The 19,855-nt window shown below is 51.8% G+C and carries 13 protein-coding genes; 1 reads left to right on the top strand and 12 read right to left on the bottom strand.

The features are described from left to right. Nucleotides 1-175 precede the first annotated feature (175 nt). Nucleotides 176-691, bottom strand: coding sequence for a GNAT family N-acetyltransferase (locus AC50YG_RS12725; RefSeq protein WP_082596080.1), 516 nt, complete (start codon nucleotides 689-691; stop codon nucleotides 176-178). A 767-nt stretch (nucleotides 692-1,458) separates the two neighbouring features. Between AC50YG_RS12725 and AC50YG_RS12720 the strand changes: the two genes are divergently transcribed. Beyond that, on the top strand, nucleotides 1,459-1,761 hold the full coding sequence (locus AC50YG_RS12720) for a BLB8/JUQZ-1 family protein (RefSeq protein ID WP_494827145.1): 303 nt from the start codon (nucleotides 1,459-1,461) through the stop codon (nucleotides 1,759-1,761). A 132-nt stretch (nucleotides 1,762-1,893) separates the two neighbouring features. Here AC50YG_RS12720 and AC50YG_RS12715 read toward each other — a convergent pair whose 3' ends face one another. The 11 genes from AC50YG_RS12715 to AC50YG_RS12665 form a co-directional block, all read right to left on the bottom strand. Beyond that, nucleotides 1,894-2,751 (bottom strand): Rpn family recombination-promoting nuclease/putative transposase, encoded by an 858-nt coding sequence (locus tag AC50YG_RS12715; RefSeq protein WP_494827143.1) that lies wholly within the window; start codon nucleotides 2,749-2,751, stop codon nucleotides 1,894-1,896. Nucleotides 2,752-2,883: 132 nt separating this feature from the next. Continuing rightward, nucleotides 2,884-3,192, bottom strand: a complete 309-nt coding sequence (locus tag AC50YG_RS12710; RefSeq protein ID WP_494827141.1) for a rhodanese-like domain-containing protein — start codon at nucleotides 3,190-3,192, stop codon at nucleotides 2,884-2,886. Between the two features lie 113 nt (nucleotides 3,193-3,305). Continuing rightward, nucleotides 3,306-6,266 carry a VWA domain-containing protein gene (locus tag AC50YG_RS12705; protein ID WP_494827188.1) on the bottom strand — a complete coding sequence of 987 codons (2,961 nt, stop codon included), beginning with the start codon at nucleotides 6,264-6,266 and terminating at the stop codon, nucleotides 3,306-3,308. Then, entirely contained in the window at nucleotides 6,256-8,241 is a 1,986-nt protein-coding gene (locus tag AC50YG_RS12700; RefSeq protein ID WP_494827139.1) for a VWA domain-containing protein, read from the bottom strand. Before AC50YG_RS12700 ends, AC50YG_RS12705 begins: the two co-directional genes overlap by 11 nt. A 60-nt stretch (nucleotides 8,242-8,301) precedes the next feature. Continuing rightward, entirely contained in the window at nucleotides 8,302-9,345 is a 1,044-nt protein-coding gene (locus AC50YG_RS12695) for a DUF58 domain-containing protein (RefSeq protein ID WP_494827138.1), read from the bottom strand. Then, nucleotides 9,342-10,331 (bottom strand): AAA family ATPase, encoded by a 990-nt coding sequence (locus AC50YG_RS12690; RefSeq protein ID WP_494827136.1) that lies wholly within the window; start codon nucleotides 10,329-10,331, stop codon nucleotides 9,342-9,344. The genes AC50YG_RS12695 and AC50YG_RS12690 overlap by 4 nt, the downstream gene beginning before the upstream one ends. Before the next feature lie 16 nt (nucleotides 10,332-10,347). Further along, the gene (locus AC50YG_RS12685) at nucleotides 10,348-12,117 is read right to left on the bottom strand and encodes a DUF8809 domain-containing protein (protein ID WP_494827135.1); all 1,770 of its coding nucleotides are present in this window, start codon (nucleotides 12,115-12,117) and stop codon (nucleotides 10,348-10,350) included. A gap of 38 nt (nucleotides 12,118-12,155) precedes the next feature. Next, complete coding sequence (locus AC50YG_RS12680) at nucleotides 12,156-13,049, bottom strand: ABC transporter permease (protein ID WP_341282549.1); 894 nt, start codon at nucleotides 13,047-13,049, stop codon at nucleotides 12,156-12,158. After that, complete coding sequence (locus AC50YG_RS12675; protein ID WP_494827187.1) at nucleotides 13,046-13,978, bottom strand: ABC transporter ATP-binding protein; 933 nt, start codon at nucleotides 13,976-13,978, stop codon at nucleotides 13,046-13,048. Before AC50YG_RS12675 ends, AC50YG_RS12680 begins: the two co-directional genes overlap by 4 nt. 73 nt (nucleotides 13,979-14,051) lie before the next feature. Beyond that, complete coding sequence (locus tag AC50YG_RS12670) at nucleotides 14,052-16,433, bottom strand: DUF8725 domain-containing protein (RefSeq protein ID WP_494827133.1); 2,382 nt, start codon at nucleotides 16,431-16,433, stop codon at nucleotides 14,052-14,054. A 170-nt stretch (nucleotides 16,434-16,603) separates the two neighbouring features. Further along, nucleotides 16,604-19,801, bottom strand: a complete 3,198-nt coding sequence (locus AC50YG_RS12665; RefSeq protein ID WP_494827132.1) for an efflux RND transporter permease subunit — start codon at nucleotides 19,799-19,801, stop codon at nucleotides 16,604-16,606. Nucleotides 19,802-19,855 lie beyond the last annotated feature (54 nt).

Raw genomic sequence — 19,855 nt, 5'->3', positions numbered from 1 at the left:
ATGCCTTCACTTGTTCCTTATTGAATCTCGCCATCGGTGCCATCCTCTCAAACCAGCCTTTCTTCTATTGTAATCGGGTTTGAGAGTTTACACAGAATATTTTACAGACTCTCCGTTAGCTCAATTTTAAACAGTATATGGGTTCATCATGGAAACCTTTTTCAATTTCACCTGCTCATTTTGTTCGCTCCACAGAATAAAGAAAAAATTCCATATCTATATTCCTAAAATTCTTAGTATCTTTATCAATAATATTCATACCGTTTCGAACAGCAACTTTTTGAGAGGCTATATTTGTGTCCCTAATAATAGAATAAACCCTATTTGCATTAAGAACTGAAAAAGCGTATTCCTTGCAAGCAATTGCTGCTTCTGTTGCGTAACCTTTGTGCCAATACGCTTTTTGAAACAAAAATCCTATTTCCAAAATTTCTTTTTCTCTCCAGCCTTGCATTGTCAAGCCACATTGACCAATCATTTCGTTTGTTTCTTTTAATACAACAGCCCAAAGTCCAAAACCATATTCTTCATATCTTTTAAGATGTCTGTTAAGCCAATTTTGTGCTTCTTCTAAGTTGAATGCACTTTCATAAGCAGCACGCATTACTTCCTCATCACACAATATTCCGCACAATGCATCATAATCGGACTGCACCATTTCTCTAATAATAAGACGTTTTGTTTCTATCAAAATTTTCCCACCTTTCTATTATATCAATAACCTTTCAAAAATTCCTTATCCTGCCCGTTAGCTTAACCAACGGGCACCAGTTGCCAGTCTAATACTTTATTTTCCTAGTCTAACACTTTATTTTTCAGTCTAATACTTTATTTTCTTCTGACAATAATGTCGCACTCTATGTGAGTGCGTGGATTGAAACATCAGGAAACCCAGGCTGTGACGCTGCACAAGGTTGTCGCACTCTGTGTGAGTGCGTGGATTGAAACATGTATAGCCCTCCCATGTATTTCTGTATTCATTGTCGCACTCTATGTGAGTGAGTGGATTGAAACGAGATAGTGTCGCCTGCCAACTTCTTCCCTGATGTCGCACTCTATGTGAGTGCGTGGATTGAAACTATCTCCCCGGCGATCACCGCCGCAGATTTAGTGGGTCGCACTCTATGTGAGTGCGTGGATTGAAACATCGCGATCATCTCCCTTTTTTGTTGCTACATCTGTCGCACTCTAAGTGAGTTCGATGATTGAAAAATATTGGCTTGAGTCGAACTCGCCAATCAAGCTTTGTTGCGCTATTTGTGGGCATGTGTTTACAGGCGCCTAATATAGCCTCTTTAAACACAGTCACACTCAACTAAACAGAAACAAACGTGCTCGCAATTAATAGTCTTAGTTCGACAATATACACCTCTATGCAAGCAGAAAATCATAATGTATGATTAACTTGAATTTACTTATTATTACCATTTAAGTAAATTAATCAAAAGGGAGGTTCAAATGAAAAAATCCATTCAGAAAATTTTCCTCGCCACAACCTTAGCACTCGCATCCTTTTCAAGCTTCGCACTATTAGCTCCAACAACGGTTTCCGCAGCTGGAACAACCTTTACAACTTTGAAAAAAGGAAATTCTACGTTACTCATTGGTGCAAATAACTATGTTGTTGCATCAGGAACATCTGTTGTTTCAGTATCATCTTCTGGATGGCTAACCGCATTAAATACTGGCAGCGCAACAGTCCGTGGCTACAGTACCAGCGGAGTCCTTCTTTGGACTTGGTATGTTACGGTAACCTCATAAATTTATCTCTCGGACCGTCATAAAAGGCGGTCTGTACTTTTTATACAGTCAATTGACGATTTTTTTTGTAAAAACAACTCCTTAAAGACAAAACGAGCCGACCGCCATGGGTCCGCTCGTCTCTATTTTTAACTACAACGACTTTAAATCAATGATCTCTTTCTCAGTTAGACCGGATGCTTCGATGATGACGGATAGCTCAACTCCAAGAGTAAGAAGCTTTCTGGCAATTTCCTTTTTCGCCTCTGCCTTCCCACTTGCTTTTCCTTCAGCACGCCCTCTTGAGTTAGCTGCTTCATACATCGACGCCTCATCATGCAGATACTTCTGACGGTCTTCATATTGTCTTCGTGCTTCTAAATCCTGACTCAAAAATTCCAGCGTATCCATGGCCTTTCTTAGTACCGGTTCATTCATCGTTAACACCTCCCATTTAGATTGATCTGCACCTTTCAGGAATAACAGCCAGTTCACAAGTCCGCCTTCCTCAATGGAAATGGCTTGTTCGTCTAGTTTCGGCAGCTCTAGAAAGTGAATTTCAATATCGTCAATTAGCGAAATTCCGGTTCGATCTTCCCGCAGATGAAATACGTTATGGTACAAATCATTCGGCAGCAAGGCGTAGTTCAAAATATTAATAGTCACGCACCGTTTCAGTTGGCTATAAGGCTGCCCTTCCTGCAATTGCCCAGAGTATTGCTTACTCCAATAGAAAAGCGTTCTTTTCTCCGTATCATATTTATTAAAAAGCTGCATTTCAACATTAATAATTTCACCTTCAGTTGTTCTGGCTCGAATATCCAGAATGGATTGCTTGTCGCGCGGAGAGTCCTTATCTGTATAAGGGTTGAGCAAAATAATCTCTGTCAATGGAGGCCTGCCAGCCTCATCAAATGTTCGATTTAGAAAGGTTAGTAGGACATCGCGATTCTCTTCACTCCCAAAAATGCGTTTGAACAAAAAGTCATTTCTTGGATTTAGCAGATTCATGAAGGATCAGCTCCGTTTAATTTTTATTATATCATGATCAATGCCTTTTTTCCGAATCGAAAAAAGTGAAAAGCAGCTTTGCAATCCGCCAACATCCGGTTGCAAAGCTGCTTTTGATTTTAACGCTTTATGCTACGCTCCAGTAACGATGGCTCCCGGCCATGCGAGCATGCCGCCCGTCATATTGGTCACGGAGTAGCCCTGTGGCGCGAGGAAGTCGCATACTTTGCCACTGCGTCCGCCGCTGCGGCATACGAAAATTATATTTTCATCCTTAGGCAGCTCATCCAAACGCTCCTGGATTTCAGACAATGGCAAATGCGCTGCTTCGGCAATATGTCCATCCTCCCACTCATCAAGCTCACGAACATCGATTAAATGAAACTTTTCCTTATTATTCAGACGCGCTTCAACTTGCTCCGGCGTGATTTCGTTATACATCGTTACGTCAGCTCCTCAGAAAAATCGTTTATGTGCATTGTAACTTTCGACGCCGCCGTTGTCCATTCCTCTAAACAATGCCAACATTTTAGCCTCGCATCCGTTCAAAAATGCTACCGCTTGCCGCGCTTCTTGGCGGCAAGCAGACGATTTACCGTTGCCTGACCATCAGCCTGCATTGTTTCTGGGTTCGAAGGAGGGGCCGACGGCTGGCTGCTGCCGCCTGAAGCGTTAGCCTGTGCTCGAGACGGACGACTAGTCGTTTGCGACGTATTGGCCGAAGCTCCCTGAACGCCATTAAGCTCTCCACTCGCTCCCTTCACCTGACCAGATGCTGGCGAAGTTGGAGTTGGAGTCACGTCACTTGTATCCGCTCGCTCACCATAAAAGCCAGCGGTGCGGTTTTTCCGCTGCTGCAGCCTGCTCATCGCACCTGACGGAGCGGCGGCTGGCTCATTCCTCTGCAAACGTCCACCTACGAGCCCCAGTCTCGCAAAAAGCTTCCGCCCGATTCGCTGCCAAGGAAGCGACAGTCGGCGCAGTAAAATGTCGACCAGCCAAAGCACCAAAATCAATAAGAGCAGCTCACGCGTCCAATCATAAGGCTGCCTGGACTCTACTGGAATGAAGCGGTAAGCCTCCTGCGGCGCGTCCAGCGACAGCAAGCGTCCGCCTGTAGCGTCAGCAAGCTGCTGCAGCGCTTCTGCTCCATTTTCACCCGTCAATCGATACTCGGGCGAATAGGGGATGACAAAACCCGTCGTCGTGCCGCTGCCCGTATTGGGCGCTTCCACTCCGCCAGCTGCAGCGCTCTGTTCATTCACTTGCATTAAATACACGCCCGGTTTCGATATCGGAAGGCTTGCCGCATATTCGCCCGGAGCTGCTGGAAGCGGCGAAAGCGACGTGCTTTCGCCTGCTTCATCCGTGACTACAGCCGACAGCTTAGCAGCTGTATCACTGCCCTCGGTGCGCAAGCGCAGCATAGCCTCTCGACCATCAAGCGCAGCTGTTGCGGAATAAGGCGTGCTCTCAAACTGGGGAAACGTCCACTTAATCCACTCGGCGAGCACATTCGGCAATGCGCCCCACTGCACCCAGTCTCGTGACCATTTCCCAGTCAAGTCGCTCGTCCAAGCTACCGTTCGTCCTGATCCATAAGCCCAGCGCGCCAAAATCGGATCACCTTGCGGCGACAGCAGCGCGACCTCTGCCGTTTCCTTCGCTGTCGTTGCGATGTAAGCCTGCAAGCTCGGCACGCCATTTTGCCACATCGACGACCAGCTTCCGGCTTGCCCGACGAGCGGCGGAGCATTTTGCTCCACAATATAGGTTCGCGACATTAGCACCGTCTCACGGCTGAAAATAGCCGGAAGCGTGCTTTCATCATTTGTAAAATAAAACCGTCCCTTTGCCTGCTTCGCAAGCTGCTCCAGCATCACCTGATCCGCACCGTCGCCGACTGCAACTGTAGACATCGTCATTTTATTGTCCACCATGCCCTGTGTCAGCGCAGCATAACCCGGGTTGGAAGCCGATTGCCCATCGGTGAGCAAAATAATATGCTTGCGCTGTGCATCCATTTCCAGCAGCTTGTTATAAGCGGTATCGAGCGCCGGAAAAATTTCCGTGCCCCCATCGGCCTGAATGCCCTGGATTTTATCCAAAACCTCCTCGCGATCCGTCAGCTTGGTCGGTTCCACGATCCACCAAGGCGTCGAGTCGAAGGCGACTACGCCTACTGAATCCTCTGGGCGCATCAGCTCGATCGTCCGCATTGCCGCTTCTTTCGCCAGCTCCAGCTTGCCGCCGACCATACTGCCGGAACGGTCAATTACCAAAATCAAGCCGAGCGAGGGCAGTTGGCGCTTGCCCTTCAAATCCATATAGACCGGCAGCGCCTTCTCTATAGGCGTTTGGAAATAGCCACCCAAGCCAAAGCTGTTGTCGCCACCCAGCATGACTAGGCCAATGCCATAATCGCTGACCGCCTTGCCAAGCCACTCCATCGGTTTAGCCGCAATGCGGGTTGCTGAAACATTGTTTAAAATAATGCTGTCATAGGCGGCATATGAAGCCAGCTGTACAGACAGCCGCTCAGGCGGTATCGTCTCGTAACGAATGAGCGAAGCTTTCAAAGCTGCCTCCACATTGCCTGATGAGCCCGGCACACCTTCGACAATGAGCACAGCGGGCGGGCCGCTGACTCTGCTGAACGCATAAGCAGTATTGTTCTGCTCACGTTCATCCCCTTCGGCATACAGCTCAGCCCGAAAACGGTGAAAGCCCGGTTCCAGCGCAGCGCTTTGCAGCGCAAAACGATTTTTGCCCGGCTCCAGCACAATTTCGCTTGTTGACAGCTCGCGGTTGTCTTCATAGAGCCTCAGCTTGGCCGTACCTGATGATGTGCTGTTAATCGTAAATTCAAACGTAAATTTCTCGCCTTGACGCAGCGTTTGCGGAACGTCCATCGCTTCGAGCGAGGCGTCCACCCGCTGCGGGGCAGCTACCGGAACGACATCCACCTCAATGCCTGCATGCCCCAGCAGCTCCGCTTGGCGCAGCATGCTTCCGGCGTTTTCTGCGCCATCGGAGAGCAGCACGATTTTGCCGCCCCCGGCTTCATGCAGCATGCCTGACGCAAGGCGCAGCGCCTGAGACAGATCCGTGAAGTTTTCATTCACGCCTGATCGAAACGTATATCGTTCCGCACTCGGAAGCTGATCAGGCGAAAGCACTTTATCGATGGCGGCATCTAGTCCGATGGACACAATTCCGCTCTGGTCGGCTTCGTCTTTCTCCGCCGAGGCTTTGGCAATCCACTCGCCTAAAACGGCATCGGCATTGACGGATGCGGAACGATCTGCTACAAAAATAACGTTTCGCTGCTCGATACGCAAGTATGGCTGCACACCTGCAGCAATCGCAATGACCAGCAGCAGAATAAATGCACGCAGCGTTATGGCTATCTTTTTACGAGTGCCTTGCAGCCGCAGCGTACCACGAATCATCCACCAAACCGCCACTGCCCACGGAATAAGAAGAAGGAGCGCCCAAGGCGAATTAGCCTGCATTCCCACGCCTATACACCTCCCATTCCACCAGCATCAGCATAAGCAGTGCAAGCGCGAGCCATACGGCAAAAGCGTTTGCAGCATTTGCCGTCTCCACACTTCCCGCAGCCAACCCCGCTTCAGCCTGCTTTTCACTTGTCTCAGTTGAACCAGCGGCAAGCGGCTTGATTTCGGAATTTGTGGACATCGATGCGCTTTCGGAGGGAGCCGCTGTTACAGCAAGCATCCTCTGACCGATCGTTTCCGCTTCTGCATCTTGCTCGATTAAACGGTACAAACCCGGAACCACTGGGGCGACAGCTGGCTCTTGCGCTGCAAGCGCGGCAGCCAGCTTGCTGTCGGGCAGTGATTTTTCGCTATAACCGCCTAGGGCTTCGATCATTTCCCACTTGGCACTAACTGTCTCATTTAAAAAAGCAAGCTGGAGCGTACTTCCGGCATCCGCCGTCCCAAGCTGTGCCTGACTCCCTCCGCTCATCCAATCCGCAGCCTGCACGATTAACACGGGAAACTCCGGCCGCAGCGGCAAATCGCTGCTTTGCATGTCAAAGGTAAAGCGCAGCTGCGGCCTTCCTTGCACCGAGCCAGCATAAATGGCTGGCAAGCCGCCATATGTAACAATCGCTTCTCCCCAAGTCCCAGCATCCTTCGCCTTCACCATCCGTCCGATATGGGTATCTTCAAATGAAAGATAGGCGGTAACGGGATGCTCGGACAGCGCCACCCTGCTATTCGCAGGCGAAGCTGTCTCTTCCTCGGTCGCTTCCGGATGGTCGATATACCAGACAGGCTTGGAGGAAAACAGCTCCTGCCAGCTTTTGTCCGTTCGAAGCTTTGCTGTGTCGCCATCCATAATGACCCAGTCGATGTCCTTAACATGTTCATTGGAAGGAACATACTGCGCTGGATCAACCTTTATCGTTTTTACGCCGGCAAGCTGGAGCGCTTTTTCCAAAAACAAGTTGCCTGATGTAGCCAAAAGCACCTGCTGCGCTTTAGACACGATCGGAAACTGGTAGGCGATATTGTCAGCGGCATAATCATCAGTCGCTCCGCTGATTTTGGCGGTGTAATAGCTCGCTTCTTCCGGCAGACCGTTAATATCTACGCTCGTCCAGCCCCCAGCCTCAAGCTTGACCGACCTCTTCACCGCAGGCTCCGATTCCTTGTCCGCATATACGGCAAGCTCAAGCTGCTTAGACGCAAGGCTGTCATTTCGCAGGGTCACTATGCCTGCACGTTTGCCGTCTTCTCCAACTGCTGCATGAATGCCAAAATACAAGATAGCACTATTATTACTGCCAGCTTGCGGGGCAGAAAGCTTGAATTGCTCAAGCTTCGCATGAAGGGTCAGCAGGTTAACGGAGTCTGCGTCCTGCCATCTGCCATCGGAGAGCAGCAATATCTGTCCGCCTTGTTCATTGGCAAGCAGTGAGTCGGCTAGCGATAAAGCTGCTACGTTGTCCTGTGTACCGAAATCTGGCGTAATGGTTTGCAACTGCTGCAGCACGAGCTCATGGTCCGTTTCCTTGGACAAAATAATGCGGGGCTGCTCGCCCGTTACAAGCAAAGTGATAAGCTCCCCTTTCGGCTGCTCGCTCAGCCACAGCTCCGCCTGCTGTACAGCGGCGGCCAGCATGCTGCCTTGAGAGCTTCCCCCAGGCATAGCCGCGGTCATGCTTGCCGAGCGGTCTAGTACAATGACAGTATGACTGCCACTACGGCTATCCGTCGTAAGATACGGCTGCATGAGCGCCAGCACTAATATAGCAGCTGCGAGAAGCTGCAAAAGCATAAGCGGCCGTGTACGAAGCTTTTGCCACGGACGATTCGCCTCCTGCTCTCGCAGCATGCGATTCCACAGCATATGACTCGCAATTTCGGTATCCATATACGTGCGCTTGAATAAATACATTAAAACAATGGCTGGGAGCGCCAAGCCGAATAATGCAGATAGCGGCGATAGCAGCTGCATTTTCCCTCCTCCTTTCACCTGAGTTCTAAGTTGCACCTCATTATTAGTTCCAGTTCAATCTTAACTATGGCTGTGCAGCACACCAGCGCGAAGCAGCGTATGCTGAATCGTTTGTTCCATTGGCTTGCTCGTATCAATAAAAATATAAAGGGCTCCGCGCTCGGCGCAAAGCTTCTTGAGCTCATTACAATATTCGTTCACCGTATCGCGATATTGTTCCAGCAAACGACTGCCTAAAGCAACCTCTTTGCCCGTTCCGAGTTCACTGTCAAGCAAATTCAGTTCGCCTGTCAAAGACGGATTTAGCTCTTCAGGGCTCAATAAATGGAGAAAAACAACCTGCTGCCGAGCAGCAAGCAGGCTGAGCAGCGTATTCTCAATGCCCGCTTCATACATCGCATCGGATACAATCCAAGTAACGCCCGTACGATGCGGGAGCTGCCCAGCCTGCTGAGTAGCTTCCCGCATGGACAAAGCTGCCGCCTGCTGCTGCATAGCTGCTGTCCCTTCACCCATCGCAGAAGACTTAAGCCCATCGTCTGGGTGAAAAGACTGCTGCTCCGCTGCCTGCTCTAGTGCCGCTGCCAAAAAATGAAACAATCGCGCAGCGGAACCCCTTCCGCGCAGCGCTGGAAGCTCTGCCGGAGCTGAGCCGCCAAACAGCTTGACCGCAATGCGGTCCTCGCCTGACAGTGCAGCGTATCCGCCGCAAGCTGCAAGCTGCAAGGCGCAGCGCAGCTTATTGGCCTGTTCGCCGCCAAAATTCATCGAAGGGGATATATCAACGTACACATGCAAGGTAAGCTCCTGCTCATCCCAATATTGCCGCATATATGCTCTGCCCGTTCGCCCATAAACATTCCAATCCAAACGGCGAATGTCGTCGCCGGGCGCATAAGGGCGATAGTCTGCAAATTCCTGCGAGCCGCCGAGCGTGCTGGAGCGGCGCTTGCCAGCCATCGTGCCCTTTACTCGGCTGCCCGCAGCCACTTTCATGCGCTCTAATCGATTCAGCAAGGACGTATCGGGGAATAGCTTGGCTAAAGCGCCGCTGAACGCTGAATCCCGGGCTCCGCTCCCGGAACCGCTGCCTTGCCCATTCATCTTGTCAGCTCCAATGCGTTTAAGATGGATTCGGACATCTGATCCGTCGTTATGCCTGCTGCCTGTGCCTCATAACCGAGCACGACCCGATGTCGAAGCGCTGGCACAGCTACCTCGCGAATATCGCTCCACGATACATGCAGCTTGCCGCTGCAAAGCGCCCTTACCTTGCTGACCGCCACAATCGCTTGCAGCGCCCGCGGTCCAGCGCCAAATCTGACATAACGCTTCACATCGTCAGGGGCATCTGCCTCTGCAGGATGCGTCATCATCACTAGCCGAACCGCCATGTCCAGCACATCGTCTGCAACCAGAATTTGCTTGGCATACACTTGGAGCTCGGTCAGCTCATCCGCAGTCATCTTGACCTCGGCGCGGCGCTGAGCTACTGCCGTTGTCCGCAGCACAATTTCTTTGAGCTCCTCGCGCGTCGGATAGCTGACGCCGATTTTGAGCAGAAAACGGTCAAGCTGCGCTTCCGGCAGTGGGTATGTCCCCTCCTGCTCGATTGGATTTTGCGTCGCCAATACAAAAAAAGGACGCGGCAGCTGGCGAGTTTCTCCGCCAGCTGTCACCGTGCCTTCCTGCATCGCTTCAAGCAGTGCGCTTTGTGTCTTCGGCGTAGCACGGTTAATTTCATCGGCCAGCACTAGATTACCGAAGATCGGTCCAGGCTGAAAGCTGCGTCCCGCCGCACCCTGCTCGGTAAAATCAATCAGCGTCGTTCCCGTAATATCTGCGGGCATCAGATCGGGCGTAAATTGAATCCTTGAATATTGCAAGGAAATCGTATCCGCAACCGTGCGGACAAGCATCGTTTTCCCGAGACCGGGGATGCCTTCCAGCAGCGCATGTCCGCCTGCCAGCATGCACCATAATAGCTGCTCAACTACCGTTTTTTGCCCTACAATGACGCTTCCAATTTCCTCTTTCAGAGCAGCTATACGCTCAGCCGCCTGTGTAATCTGTTCCTTGGATTCAATCATTTGTCCACCTCGCTCCTTATCGATTCGGCTGTATGTTGTCGAAATATTGCTTTACTTTATCCTGCATGGCCTGCGGCAGCTGGGAGCGTCCAAGCGCTTTTTTCGCCTCGGTTGCATACTCGCTGTATACTTCCTCGTAAGGGCGTGTCGTTCCGTCAATCATCGGCGACTTGCCCCCCGTTTGCTCCTGGCCGCCAGTCGATGGTCCGCCATCCTCCTGCACATTGCCCTCGCCTGCCATCGTGCGCGGTGTTGTTACAAGCGTTCGTCCACCCGCTCCGGTACCGCCTTGCAAGCCTCCTTGCCCACTGCCCGAGCCGCTGCCAGCTCCCTGGCCTTGACCAGACCCGGCTCCATCACCAGCGCCTGCTCCTTGACCGGCACCGGCTCCTGTACCAGCACCGCTGGATGAAGGCTCGCCGCTGCCGGAGGCGCCAGAGCTTCCCGGCGCCGCGCCCGATCCGGGCTCGCTCGGCGAGCCCGATGCTCCGCCAGCGCTGCTGCCGCTCGGCGAGCCATTGCCGGAGGCCGCCGCTGCCCAGCTCGGCGGCACGGAGCCGCCGCTTGCAGCCAATTGGCCCGCAAGCGGCTGTCCGCTTTGCCCAAGCTGGCTCGCCATTGCGCTAGCCAGCTGTTCCAGCTGAGCCTGCGATAATTCGCCGGCCAGCGCTTCTTCTAGGGCGGCGAGGCCATCGCCGCCCTCCGTCTCGCCCGAAGCGTCACCTTCCGCTTCGGGATTGCGCGCCTGCTCCGCGGCTTCTGCCAATGCGGAGGCGAGCGCCTCCTTGTCTTGCGGCAGCTGCCCCGCAAGCTGCTCCAGCGCCTGTGCCAGCTGCTCCTTCTGCTCAGGCGTCAGCTTGTGCAGCTCCGAACGCATATCGCTAATCGCTTCGCTCATCCCCGATTCCAGCCGGTCCTGCAGCGCAGCTCCCAGCTGTTTCAGTGCGGGCTCGCGCTGCATCGCTTCCGCCGCCTCATCCAGCTGCGACGCCGATTGCTTCGCCAGCTCCGCCGTCTGCTCAAGCTCGCGCATCGCCTCGGCCAGCTCGGCAAGCGCCGCCTCTATGTCGCTGTCGTTTTCCTCCAGCTTGCTGCGCAGCTTCTCCAGCTTGCTGCGCAGCTTCTCAAGCGGCTCAGCAAGCTGCCGCTTCGCCTCCTCGGGCACATCTGCCCGCTCCGCTTCCTCCGCGAGCGCAGCCGCCTCTTCCCGCAGCTCTTCAAGCTGCTGCCGCTCAGCGGCCCGCTCCTCCGCCAAATGATCCAGCGGATTCGCCCATACGAGCAAAAGCGCGGATATGGCCCATACCGCGCTAACCCCCAGAACGGCCCGCTTCCACGCCGCCCATGCGGGCCAAGGCAGCCGCTTGCTCAGCATAGCGGCATAAGCTTTCGCTGCAGCAATGGCTTCCTGCCGCTGCAGCAGCACAATAGCGGATGGCTGCCCAACCGGGCGCAGCCATCCATCAAGCGCAGTCGACACGGCATCATCCGTGTCGTGCCGATCCATCGCTCTCGCCGCATCACGCAGCGAGGCCCGCCGCCAAAGACCGTACAGCAGCCCCGCCAGCAGGCCCGCTGCCGCCAAAACCACAGCCGCTGGCCGCGCATGAAGCAGCGGCCACAGCCTGCTTGCGACGAGCAGCAGCAAGCCTGCCGAGCTGCCTATAAGCAAGCCTTTCAGCCCATGCTTGCACATTGTGAACATGGTCAATCTCAGTCGCACCGGCAATAGCAGCTCAGGAAGCTGCTGCTGTTCTTTAGCCTGACTGCTTCCGCTTGGCGCCATTTGCGCTCCCTCCTACTTTAAACCCGACTTCTTATATGCTACTTCCCGCTTTGCTTCATACGAGGACGCAGGTAGCGAATGCTTAACCAAATGGCTAGAGCGGCCAACACGAGATAAATGAGCATAAACTCCTGCCAGAGCTGCAGAAACGGTTCCGATGCGGTTGAACCAGATCCCGTATAAACGATTTCTCTAGTTATGTTAGGGTCCAAAATGCTGTACATCGCCACCGCTGGATTCCATGCAAAAATATGAGCGATCCATTCGTTAGAACCGCTGTATCCTGAAACCTGCATAGATACCATTAGCGCTACATAACCAATGAGCGCTGTGCCCGCGTACAAAAACAAGGTCACGCCATAGGTCAAAATAACAGCAATCATCGTCCGCTTGATGATGGTGGAGAACAAAACGCCGAAGGCTCCTATAACGATCATCAAAAATAAATAAAAGAAAAAGATGAGCAGCAGCTGCGACGGCGATATGCCGCCGAACAGAAAGATCATGCTGTATACAGGAAGCGTACTAATGACGATTAAAATCATAAAGCTTAGAGAAGACAGCAGCTTGCTTAAAATAATCGTCGTCGAGCTTTGCTGCGTCGTAAGCAGCAGATTAAGTGTCTGCCGTTCACGCTCGCCGCTTATAACGCCAGCCGTGAGGCCCGGGGCCATAAAGGAAATGAGGCCGAGCTGTACGAAGCTGAGAAAATAAAACAGCATCCGGCTTTCGCTCGGATTAAAGGAGGCCGCATTGCCCGAGCTCATATTAAGCAAATAAATGGAGCTAAGGGCAAACAGCCCAATGGCGAATAAATAGGCAAGCAGCGTCCACATCGTGCGCGGCGTCCGCATCCGCAATCGGAATTCCTTATCCAGCACCGGATTGATCAGCTTGCTGCGCCAATCTTTGCTTACGGTATCGTTTCTCATTCGAAGCCGTCCCCTCCTCTCGTAATTTCCAAAAAGACATCTTCCAAATTCGTCTGCCCTTCGCTAAACGAAACGATGCGGTAACCCGCAGCTATCAGCTCGCTGATCAGCTCTGCCTGTTCGAGATCCTGTCCGCTAAAATGAACATGTATGCCCCGCTCATCGCGCATCAGACGCGTCACATGCGGCTGCTCCTGCAAAAACTGCTCAGCCTCTTCCAGCCGTTCCAGCAGCCGAATATATAAGATCCGCTTCACCCGCAGCCGGTTCTGGATTTCCGACACATTGCCTTGGGCAATCATCTGCCCATGCTCAATGACGCCAATTTCATCGACCATCTCCGCAAGCTCTGGCAAAATATGCGAGGAAATAATGATCGTTTTACCCATTGCTTTCAGCTCAAGCAAAATTTCCCGCATTTCGATTCTCGCCCGCGGATCAAGACCGGAAGCCGGCTCATCGAGTATAAGCAAATCGGGATCATGCACAAGGCAGCGCGCCAAGCACAGCCGCTGCTTCATGCCGCGCGACAGCGTATCGACATAAGCATCCCGTTTGTCACTGAGATTGACCAGCTCAAGCAGCTGCGGAATAAGCTCTTCCCGTTCCTTCTTGGGTATTCCATAGCTGGCACCATAAAAATGCAAATATTCGACCGCTTTAAATTGATCGTACACACCGAAGAAATCCGGCATATACCCAATCCGCTTTCTCACTTCTGCCGGATGCTTCGTCACATCAAAGCCATCCACTTTCGCATAGCCCGACGAAGGCGAGAGCAGTGTAGCCAAAATGGACATCGTCGTTGATTTCCCCGCGCCATTTGGCCCCACAAAACCGAACACTTTGCCCCTGGCAATCGTCAAATCAAGCGTCTTTAAGGCATGAAATGAGCCAAAAGACTTGCTGAGTCCTTTAATTTCAATCATGGGAACGGCTGCCTGATCCTGCTCGGGCGAAACCCCCGCTTCATGCGCCACTTTTTCTTGCGCCTGCTCTTCCTTATTCATGCTTTGCCACCTCGCCTTCCACTGCCACTTGAGGCATTCTCGTTTCTATATCGGTATTAACGATCAGCTTCATCCGCAATTTGAAGCCATCTATGAGATAATTCGAAGGATCTTCCATTTCCGCTGCTACTTTCAGCCATTTGCCTTGTGCTTCATCCCAAATGAGCCACTTCAAATTTTGCCCGGATTGGGAAGGGTCAAGGTGAATGTCCAATTGATCGTATGTCAGCTGCTCACGCTCAGGGAATCTGTATTCCAACACCAGCTCACCTTGCCCAATCGAAAAAGTAGAGTTCCCAAAATTCTCTAATCGATTGACACTTTTTTCAATAATAACGGGATTTACGAAGCCTGCAGGCACGATTAGGCGGCCGTTTTCATCCGGCTCCATCTCACCCAGGCTTTGCACCCACATCGTCAAATTAGCAGCCTTCACCTTATTGTTATTAACGGTAAAAAATGCATCTTCATTTTCACTGAATCCGAGCACAACCGGACCATAAATCATCGGCATAGTCGAGGAACTGTAGTTCGTATTGAAATACGCATCGACCAGCGTACGCTGCCTGCTGAACGTATCCTGACTGCCGCCCTGATAAGGGAATATCAGACTGCCGTAGTTAAAATATCCCATGCCTGTGTTGGGACTATTGGAAATGAGCACAGAACCTTCTTCGCCTTGCTTTAAATCACCGATTGAGTAGCTGCTGCCGTTCATCACAACAACCACCTGATTTAAATCATTCAAGGTGTCATTTTTAATTTTATAACCTATTTGCCCGTTGCTGCTCTCGTAGGATACCTTGAATTGTCCGACCTGCTCCTGCATCGGGACATTTTCAAATACGGCTTTGCGTGTCGACCAATATTCTACATTTTTCCACTCAGCTGTCGTTTGTCCTTCTAGGCTCACCACTCTGCTGTCGCTGCGCAAATTCAAGTCGCCGGTGCTGCTGCCTGATGCATAAGGTGTTAGGGGAAGCGTTTCATCGAAACGGGCAGCTACTTCGCCGCCATTCGGAACGAAAATCGAAAACGCACCAGATTTAACTCCTTCGCCTTGGCCAGATAATTGCACCGTTTGGACCGAATGGGTAGACATAAAACGTTTATTTTCAGCGCCGAAGAAGAAAATAGCGGCACCGCAAATGATCGAGATGAGCGGAATGAGAAACCATGACCACTCCCGCTTGTCTACCCTTCGCAGCACTAAATACAGCACCGGAGCTACAACAATCATATAAATGATAAACATGACGAGCAAGAGACCAAAATTAGGCGGTGAAATGGACGGAAATTGATCTACGATTTGTTGAAAGCTCCAATACGTATTATTGCCGTTCGTATAGCCCTGCTGCATTGGAAATAGCGAGCTTTGCAGCCAATTGGCGTACAATGTGGCACTTCCCGACCAAGAAGCAATCGGCTCCAATGCGGGATCAAAGGCAATGTACAGCACCTTGCCCAGTCCCAGCTTGCGCTCGGCAGCAATCGGCGTTTCCCCGCCTAACAGCTTTGTTGCCCCAGCGGCAAGCTTGCCTGTCGACAGCGTCATATCACCTGCGCTTGCGCTTTTCGCAACACCCGCGTTCACCATTTCAGGCGAAATCGGCTGTGACACCGTCCCGCCATCCGGCTCAACCGGCGCAATAGCTGCAAAAGCTTTCGCTGTTTTGCTGTAGCCTGCGCCTCCCGAGAGAATAAGCGTGCCTCCCTTGCTGATCCAGCCTGTAATGGCCGCCACCTGCTGCTCGCTCCAATCCGAAGTCGCTACATCATTAATGGCAAGGACATCAAAATAATCGAGCAGGGAAGCTTCATCCGGCAGCTGCTCCGGCGTCAGCGGCATGACGGAAATTTGGTAGCCTCGCACATTCAGCGAAGGCATGAAATTTAACGTATCGGGATCGCTTGCGAGAACCCCAAAGGTGTAATCGGCTGTGCCATTGCTGTCCAAAAAGGCTTTGCCAATGATTGCTACTTCCTTCCCTTTGGCAGAAGCGCCTTCAAAAAAGCGGATTTTGTTATTGTCTTTGCTCAGCTGCGTGCCTGGCAATGAAACCGTCAGCTCAACGGGCGTTTCTTTCGGCAGTTCGACCGGTACGACATAATCGGTCGTCATCCCGCCATAAGGCGAAATAACCGAAATGACGACCTCGCCCTTTAAGTCGGTATTCGTCCGATTCGTCAGCGTAAGATGGGCAGGCATTCTTTTATCCATTTTCACACTGCCCTGATAGCCTGCTTCCGTTTTCAGCTCAATGCCTGCCGCTTCGGCATAGGCTCTCGAGCCCGTTGTCCCAAGGTCTGCACATAAACTAACGATCATAATCATCATTACAAAAAGCTTGATTTTAAAACCTATTCGACTCACAGACAGACCCCTCCCTATTTTTATATGTACTTATCCTATTACCTAACGCAAAAAACGACGAAAATGTTTCATAATTTTACATAATTCATCCAATGCAGGAAAAAGAAAAGCCTAGTTCGCATAAAGCGATCCCAGGCTTAAGCATAACGTATTTATACTTGCTGCATTTTTTAAAATGATTTTGGCCTGCGGTGAAAAATTTCATAGAATACAGGAACGATTACCAGCGTCAGCAAGGTTGAGCTCGTTAAGCCGCCAATAACAGTCAGCGCCATCCCTTTTGTAATAAGCCCGCCTGACTCAAACCCGAACGCAAGCGGCAGCAATGCGCCGACCGTCGCAATAGCGGTCATTAAAATCGGACGCAGGCGCGTGCCTGCTGCTTCGAGCAGCGCCTCACGGACAGATAGTCCCTCCGCTTCCTTATGGATGACCCGGTCCACCAGAACAATCGCATTCGTAACGACGATGCCAATAAGCATCAACGCGCCAATGAGCGATGTAACGCTTATCGTCTCCCTGCCTAGAAGCAGGCCAAGCAATGCGCCTATTACCGTAAATGGGAGCGAAAGCAGCAGAGCAAGCGGAGTCAAAGCGCCGCCAAACGTAAGAACAAGCACAAAATAGACAATCGCAATGGCAGCCAGCATTGCGATGCCAAGCTGCGTGAACGATTCATTAATTTGTTCGCTCACCCCACCCAGCTTGTAGCTGATCCCCGCTGCAGCCGGCATATCATCCAGCATTTGCTGCAGCTCCGCCGATACAGCTCCTACATTGGAAGAAACCACATCCGCCGTCACCTCCGCATAAACGCGCTCATCCTGCCGGGTAATCGTATTCGGCGATTGTCCTTCCTTAATCGTTACGACATCGCTAAGCGCTACTTGCGCCCCAAGCGGAGAGGTCAGCATGACCTTTTCGAGCTCAGCTTTGCTGGCATAGGCTGCCTGCTCCAGCTTCTCATAAATGTTTAGCTCGGCTCCTTCCTGCTTAACCGTTCCAAGTACAGGCTGGCTCCGAACGGGGCTGAGCGCCGCCGCCACCTGTCCTGCCGTCAAGCCATATTGGCTTAGCTTCCGCTGATCGGCGACCAGACGGTATTGCTCATAGGTTGCAGCAAGGCTTGTTGCGACATTTGTCAAATGAGCATTCTTTTTGAGCTTCTCTTCCAACTGTTTGACAACGGGTTCCAATAGAGCCATATCTGGGCCAAATGCAGTAATGGACAAGCCAGATCCACCTAGCGCCCCACCGCTAAAATCCTGCTGCTTCCACTCACCACGTCCCCCAACCTTCCCAAGCAGGGCGACCACCTGCTGCTTTTCATCGTCAAACGCCGGAAAGGTATCCTCATATCGCAAATTAAACACAGCCTGCTTCGAAGCACCTGGACTAAACGGATTGGCACCACCCACCGCATATTGGACAATGTTCAGTCCCAGCCGTCCGAGCAGCCTCTTTTCTGCCTGTAACGCCAGCTCCTGCACCTGCTCCTTCGTCTCCCCTGGAGCCGGGTTATACGTAACCAGCATCATTTTCTCCTGATCGGACGACAGGAAGCTCACTCCAATAACCGGTACTAGAAACAAGCTCCCCACGAGCAGGATTACTGCAGCGCCAAACGAAGCAGCCTTATGATTGAGCGACCAGCGGAGAATGCTTTTGTACCACTCGGCTAAGCGACCAGGCTTGTCCGCATGTCGCTTGCCTGAAGGCAGGCCGCCCCGGAACATGAGATGCGCCAGCATCGGCACCACCGTTACCGCCACAAGCAAGGAGGCAAGCAAAGCAAATACGACTGTTAAGGCAAAGGGCATAAAAATTTCGCCGATCATGCCCGACACAAGGCCCAGCGGCAAAAATACGGCTATCGTCACAATGGTCGAGGCAAAAATCGGGATGAACATTTCACGGGTCGCATCCAGAAACAGCTCCTTGCCGGACAGTTTTTCACCTGGAAGCGAGAGCCTTCGGTAAATATTTTCGATGACGACGATGGAATCATCAATGACCCGGCCAATCGCCACCGTCATGGCACCAAGCGTCATGACATTCAACGTAATGTCCATCTGGCTAAGCAGCAGAAGAGCAATTAGAAGGGATAGCGGAATCGAAATGACAGCAATAATGGTCGAACGAATGTTGCGTAGAAAGATCAATATAATGAACACGGCAAAAATGGCGCCGATGACCGCTTTGCTTACCATCGTCTCCACCGATTTTTTAATCGGCTTCCCTTGATCCAGTGTCGTTTCCACGATAAGCGCAGGCTGCGCTTGCTTCAGCTTGACCAGCTCAGCATTCACCGCATCCACGACCTCAACGGTATTGGCATCAGCCGCCTTTACAATCGATACGCCGATCGATTCCTTCCCATTCGTCCGCGATATCGATTCGACTTTGCCGATGATCGATATATTTGCAATTTCGCTTAGCTTTACGGTAGGGAGCGTGCTCATGCTGGCTATCGCCTTAGCTAAGCCCTGATCAGAGTCAACCAGACCTGCCGCCGGGGATAAAGCTTGCCCGCTGGCAGCATTCAAGCCACCTGGCTGCATCGTTTGCCCCGTTTGCCGGTCTGCTGCTGGGGGAGCAGTATGGCCTGCCCCATTCCTATTGGCTGGATTGTAGGGAATGTCCATGTTTTTCAAAGCTTCTAACGTCGCAATATTTCCGTCTACAACGAGCGTTTTCTCCGACTGTCCAAATTCAAACACGCCGAGCGGGACGGTCAGCGCCGAGCCTTGAATCAAGCCTTTGACCGTTTCCTTCGTCAATCCGTATTTCGCCAACTGCTCCGGCTTAAAGGCTAGCTGGATCTCATTTGCATTTTGTCCGGATACTTGCACACTAGCTACACCATCAATACCTTCGAGCATCGGCAGCACGTCATTTTCGACCGTCCGTGTCAGCTCCTTAATATCTGCTTTTTCATTAGAGAAGCTAAGCGAAAGCACAGGAAATGCATTCAAGCTAATTCGTGATACTTGCGGGGTTGCCACACCTTCGGGCAAGCTTAGCCCATTCAAATCTTCCTTGATTTGCGCTGCCGCCTTGTCCATATCGGTACCATAGTCATACTCAATGACGACGGAAGATGCATTTTCATAGGAGGTCGAGCGCACGACACTTACCCCTTCCGCATGGCGGGTCCGCTGCTCGATAGGCTTGGTGATTTTCTCCATCACCTCTTCTGGTGCGGCGCCTGGAAATACCGTCGTAATGCTAACAATCGGCACGGTAATATCGGGCAGCGTCTCCATCTTCATACGAAGGCCTGCGTACATGCCTGCTGCCAGCACAAGCAGTGTCAAAATCCACAGTGCTACTTTATTATTGAGCGAAAATCGGATGATGCTTTTCACTTTTGCCTCACTCCTAGTCCATATCCATACTTGGCAGAAGTTCACCCATTCGGA

This window comes from Paenibacillus sp. J31R34 (assembly GCF_059383715.1).
Note: the sequence above shows the minus strand (reverse complement) of the source record. Positions and strands in the feature narration are given on the sequence as shown.

Excerpts from the sequence above, each read along its gene's own strand:
- AC50YG_RS12720 (WP_494827145.1), top strand. The coding sequence starts at position 1,459 with ATGAAAAAATCCATTCAGAAAATTTTCCTCGCCACAACCTTAGCACTC.
- AC50YG_RS12715 (WP_494827143.1), bottom strand. The coding sequence starts at position 2,751 with ATGAATCTGCTAAATCCAAGAAATGACTTTTTGTTCAAACGCATTTTT.
- AC50YG_RS12710 (WP_494827141.1), bottom strand. The coding sequence starts at position 3,192 with ATGTATAACGAAATCACGCCGGAGCAAGTTGAAGCGCGTCTGAATAAT.
- AC50YG_RS12705 (WP_494827188.1), bottom strand. The coding sequence starts at position 6,266 with ATGCAGGCTAATTCGCCTTGGGCGCTCCTTCTTCTTATTCCGTGGGCA.
- AC50YG_RS12700 (WP_494827139.1), bottom strand. The coding sequence starts at position 8,241 with ATGCAGCTGCTATCGCCGCTATCTGCATTATTCGGCTTGGCGCTCCCA.
- AC50YG_RS12695 (WP_494827138.1), bottom strand. The coding sequence starts at position 9,345 with ATGAATGGGCAAGGCAGCGGTTCCGGGAGCGGAGCCCGGGATTCAGCG.
- AC50YG_RS12690 (WP_494827136.1), bottom strand. The coding sequence starts at position 10,331 with ATGATTGAATCCAAGGAACAGATTACACAGGCGGCTGAGCGTATAGCT.
- AC50YG_RS12685 (WP_494827135.1), bottom strand. The coding sequence starts at position 12,117 with ATGGCGCCAAGCGGAAGCAGTCAGGCTAAAGAACAGCAGCAGCTTCCT.
- AC50YG_RS12680 (WP_341282549.1), bottom strand. The coding sequence starts at position 13,049 with ATGAGAAACGATACCGTAAGCAAAGATTGGCGCAGCAAGCTGATCAAT.
- AC50YG_RS12675 (WP_494827187.1), bottom strand. The coding sequence starts at position 13,978 with ATGATTGAAATTAAAGGACTCAGCAAGTCTTTTGGCTCATTTCATGCC.